This is a genomic window from Glutamicibacter sp. AGC84 (assembly GCF_053543575.1).
The window spans coordinates 498,919-503,454 of the sequence record NZ_JBLVOC010000027.1 but is presented as its reverse complement, the minus strand read 5'-3'; the positions used below and the strand labels follow the sequence as shown (position 1 = coordinate 503,454).

Annotated in this window: 6 protein-coding genes; all 6 read left to right on the top strand. The window is 54.1% G+C overall.

Features of this window, described 5'->3' with window-relative positions:
* The first annotated feature begins 381 nt into the window (after nt 1-381).
* The 6 genes from ACNPN0_RS18735 to ACNPN0_RS18710 all read left to right on the top strand — a co-directional run bounded on the left by ACNPN0_RS18735 (nt 382) and on the right by ACNPN0_RS18710 (nt 4,486).
* Nucleotides 382-639, top strand: a complete 258-nt coding sequence (locus tag ACNPN0_RS18735) for a metal-sensitive transcriptional regulator (protein WP_022876876.1) — start codon at nt 382-384, stop codon at nt 637-639.
* A 372-nt stretch (nt 640-1,011) separates the two neighbouring features.
* On the top strand, nt 1,012-1,488 hold the full coding sequence (locus ACNPN0_RS18730; protein WP_448937535.1) for a TIR domain-containing protein: 477 nt from the start codon (nt 1,012-1,014) through the stop codon (nt 1,486-1,488).
* Complete coding sequence (locus ACNPN0_RS18725) at nt 1,485-1,925, top strand: HIT family protein (RefSeq protein WP_448937536.1); 441 nt, start codon at nt 1,485-1,487, stop codon at nt 1,923-1,925. Before ACNPN0_RS18730 ends, ACNPN0_RS18725 begins: the two co-directional genes overlap by 4 nt.
* A complete protein-coding gene (locus ACNPN0_RS18720; protein WP_448937537.1) occupies nt 1,922-2,455 on the top strand; it encodes a hypothetical protein in 534 nt (177 codons plus the stop codon). The genes ACNPN0_RS18725 and ACNPN0_RS18720 overlap by 4 nt, the downstream gene beginning before the upstream one ends.
* A gap of 1,089 nt (nt 2,456-3,544) precedes the next feature.
* Entirely contained in the window at nt 3,545-3,832 is a 288-nt protein-coding gene (locus ACNPN0_RS18715; RefSeq protein ID WP_448938968.1) for a hypothetical protein, read from the top strand.
* Between the two features lie 48 nt (nt 3,833-3,880).
* On the top strand, nt 3,881-4,486 hold the full coding sequence (locus tag ACNPN0_RS18710; protein ID WP_441722708.1) for an LPXTG cell wall anchor domain-containing protein: 606 nt from the start codon (nt 3,881-3,883) through the stop codon (nt 4,484-4,486).
* Nucleotides 4,487-4,536 lie beyond the last annotated feature (50 nt).

The following is a 4,536-nucleotide window of genomic DNA, read 5'->3' as shown; positions in this document are numbered from 1 at the left end:
AATGGTGCCGATCGCCGCAGGCGCATGCGAGGCTGGGCCTAGCGGCCCAAGAGGCGCGCGAAGAAGCCGCCTTTCTTGCCGGACTCCTTCGGGGCATTTGGATCGCAGGAGCAGCGCTCGCTCCGCGGCACGTGGGCCATGACCTGCTTGACATGCTGGCCACATCCGGCCCAGGTGGTTTTCTGGCACTTACGGCATTTGGTCGCACGGCACATATGGTGACTCCTTGCGTCTGGGGTTGTTGATGGAGGCTTGGCCGCCCCCTCTGTATTCGAGTATGGCATATACCCAAGGGGGTATCGAGAATCACTGCCATTGATACGCTAAGGGAACCCCCGGGGGTATACCATTGAAGAAATCAACACCTTGAAGGGACCCACCATGGAACTTGAAGCGGACACCATGAAACCGGCCATCAACAGGCTCAAGCGCGCCCAGGGCCAGCTTAACGCCGTGATCCGCATGCTGGAGGAAGGCGGCGACTGCCGCGCGGTGGTCACCCAGCTTTCCGCCGCCTCCAAGGCCATAGACCGTGCCGGGTTCTCCATTATCGCCACCGGGCTCGAGCAGTGCCTGAAAAGCGAGGACCCCACAGCCGACCGTGCTGACATGGAAAAACTCTTCCTCTCCCTGGCCTAGCCCCAGCCATCCAGCGATAGCTCTCGCCGAGACCACCCATGGAGTCCGGCAGGACCACTGCGCGAACTTCGGCAGTGCGGCGGTTCCGCAACCGCCGAAGAATCACTCCCTGCCGGCAAGCGGGCCGTAGCGATCAGCACCCCTGTTCACTAATCAGACGCCGCGCACCGAGCGACAGCAGTCAATGTGGGTGCTTGATCCATCGGCCCGAAGATGCAACAGCCAAGGCCAGAAAACACCGCCACTAAGCACTGTGAAAAACAGGCCACTTATCGTTGTGGCTCACAGGTATGTTCATAGCGAAGAGCGTTGGAGCTCAGATATGCTCGATATTGGGAGTGTGTGCTCCCAATGATGTCAAAGGAGACAGTCATGGCCGTTTTTTACTCGTTCCACTACGACCGAGATGTTCACCGCGTGCAACTCATTGAGAACATTGGATCACTTGAGGGGCAGCCCATCCTCAATCATCAAGAATGGGAGAAGGTGAAAAGCGGTGGCGAGAAAGCGATCAAAGAGTGGATAGACGAGAAGATGAAGTGGAAGTCAGCCGTCATCGTTCTTATCGGTAAAGAAACGGCCTCTCGCGAATGGGTTCAGTATGAGATCCAGAAGGCCTGGGATGACAAGAAGCCGCTTCTCGGTATTCGTATCCATGGCCTGTCGTCAATGGGGAGTGTCGATTCATCGGGGGAGAATCCCTTTGACAAGGTTTCGGGCGTTTCCGGTGTGAAGATCTTTGATCCGACACAGACTGACTGGTCGGGGAAGATTGATTCCAAGGCCACCTACAACTACCTGAAAGATAACCTGCAGACATGGGCAACGCAGGGTAAGGCGCGGCTGTGATCGCTGATCCCAGTTGCCCATTTTGCGCCATTGTGCAGCGGGATGATCCCGAAGTGCGCGAGGTGTATCGGGACGATCAGGTAGTAGCCTTTTTTCCCACGGAACCGGCCGTACTGGGGCACACCTTAATCGTTCCGCGTACTCATGTTCCTGTTATTTGGGAGCTGCATGATGAGGATGCGGAGCACATCGGTCTGCTCATCTCACGCATGTCGCGGGTGATTGTGAAGACCATTGGAGCCGAGGGACTCAACGTAATTCAGTCGAACGGCGAGGTTGCCACCCAGAGCGTGCATCACGTTCATGTGCACCTTGTCCCTAGGTGGACGAACGACGCCATCGGACGCATCTGGCCACCCGAGACTAACTACTCTGAATACGCGAAGGATGAGACTTGGGATGTGCTCCGTGATGCGTGCCGAGGACTTCGCCTATGAAGAAGCAAGACCATTCGGAGAGTGGGGCGACGAGTGAAACTGCGAAGCTAAAGCACCTCGACTATATTCAAAGCATTGTGGTTCGAATGGCCCATTCTTCGACGCAGTCAAAGAGTTGGCTCTTGCCTGTGGCTGTTGCGACATTCGGGTATGCGCTAACCCAGCGGTCGGGAACTGTCGCGCTGTTGGGCATCGCCGCCATACTGCTCTTTGGCTATATGGACGCGAGTTACCTCCGACAAGAACGGGCGTATAGACAGCTTTACAACGCCGTCGTCGCCGGAAGGTCAGTTCCCGAGCTATCTCTTGACCCCCATGATATTGATCGAAGGGTTCCAGACGCAGATGGCGATCCAGGCCTGAACGAAAAGCCCGACGAAGAATTAAGTTTTTGGCGGAAGCTGTGGACAGCCTTCCGGGGTTGGTTTTTCTTCGAGCCTAGAGTTTGGTTCTCCTGGTCAATCTTTCCCTTCTATGGAGGCTTTCTCGTGGTTGGAATTGCTGTTCTTTGGTACGCCGTCACCCATTGATTTGAATGCTCGCACCTTCTCAAATTTTTCCATGCGGCTTAGATGTGTTGCGTTTCGAAATTCGATCTCAAGTTTATGGAACCCATAAACAAGTCACCGAATCTACCAGTGCATCGAAACTGCGCGCGGTCACGCGGGTCATAGGTGACTATGTTTGGGTATGCCAGGCGTTGTTCATTAGCCCCCAATGCATCAATACTCGTGCGGTCAGCAGTTTATAGGAACATAGATTATGAAACTGACTTTTGCGACGAAATGACCTTGAAAATCTGTTGAGTTTTCAACTGTCGAAGATCTTCGGGCAGTCCGGCGGATGAGTGTTCCATAAACGACCGTTATAGGCGTGCGTATAAGGCCCGATGAGGGTAGTGTCGAAGTGCTAGCGGGTCTGATCCGGCATTACTGCGCGCATGGCTTTTTGCTTGCTCTCGACCAAGGCTGCACCGTCCAGCTTCCAAAGCGATAATGGGCTCTTAGCAATCAGTTCTTATCACGACCAATGGCAGGTTGAAATGTCGTTCAGGATTACAGGCTCGGAACTGCGAGCCAAGTCGATCTTCCACCGTGAAAAGGATTCTATTGATGTTCTGATTCCAGCAGAGTTTTAGTCTGTGATCGAGACCTTGCTAGTGGGGCCTTAGGCAGTAGAAGGAGGCGAGAGTAATCTCCAATATTCCTAGTCTGACTAGTTTGGCAAGCAATGAATTTTATATGAAAAGATTTCTTTGTGAATCTTCGGGCAATGGACTAGATATAGCTTAATCTTCAATTCATCGACACGGGAAAGAACGGCTTTAGAAATAATTGCTAATTTATTCCGTTGTGAGGTTCTTGTGCCGATTCACACTCTTTGAAGCAGGATAATTGAAAACTAAATTAAGTGCGGTGGCAATGTCGACGGCACTGATCACAGGATTGGTGCTTAGCGGACGGGCAGCAAATGCAGAAGTGATTTCGGATGAGGTCATCTCAACACCAGCGGAATCGTCAACGTCAGCGAACGCGCAGGCGGCGCCAGTAGCCTCTCAGTCTCCTATAGCGGACGTCGTTGAATCTGAGGAAAGCATCCTTCCAGCTGAGCCAGAGACGATGCTCGATGCCGAAGAGTCCATTGAGGCAGAAACGTCGGAACCTGCCATCGACCCGGCAACCGAGTCCTCGGCTGCTCCAACTGCTGATTCCGATATGGACGAAGAATCAGAGCCCACGGTGACGGAATCAGCTACTTCGGTAGAACCTGACGCAGCATCTGAGCTCACTACTGAAGTTAGTGAGTCGGCCAAGGACACCGAACCATCAACGGGCGTTGCAGACCAGGACGAAGACCCTCGCTGGGCCCAAATCGATGCGCTGATGCCTGAGGGTAGCGAGGATTGAGACGAAGCTCAATGGGAAGCATTCGAACAAACTGAAGCCGGGCAGGAGATGAACCGGCTTCTTGATGAATTGTTTGCTGAAGATGACATCTGGGACGAAGAATTCGGGCTTTCCGACGAAGAGCTGGCTTTCTGGGAGTCCATTACCGACCTTCTTCCCGAGGAAAGCTTCGACTGGGATGAAGCGCAGTGGGAAGCTTACTTCAGCACCGACCAAGGCCTCGAACTGCTTGACCTGATGCTGCCATTCATCGCCGAAAGCATCGAAAGCGATGACGACGCCACTGAATTCCGGGCGTTCCTCGAAGAAGTATTTGCCCATGATCCCGAACTGCGAGCGTACTACCTTGAGCTGTACTTCGGCATCGAGGCAGCTCCCGAGGACAACGGTTCTGACGGAACCGTAACTGAAGAAGAAGTGGTTCCGTCCCAAAGCGATTCTCCCTCGGCCAATGATGTCATCGAGCCTGCAGGCCACGTAAAACCAGCATCTTCGGACAAGAAGGAAGAGTCCAAGAAGGGGGCCGACGCCGCTGCACCGGCTCTGGCAAACACCGGTTTTGACGGTGCTGCGGCTGCCGGGGCGGGGCTATTGCTGGCCTTGGTCGGTGCAGTCTTTGTTGCACGGGGTCGTCGGAAATCGGCCAAGCACTAGCGCGGTGAGATACAACTGGCGAAATACCAATTGAAGCTGTTCGGCCACCG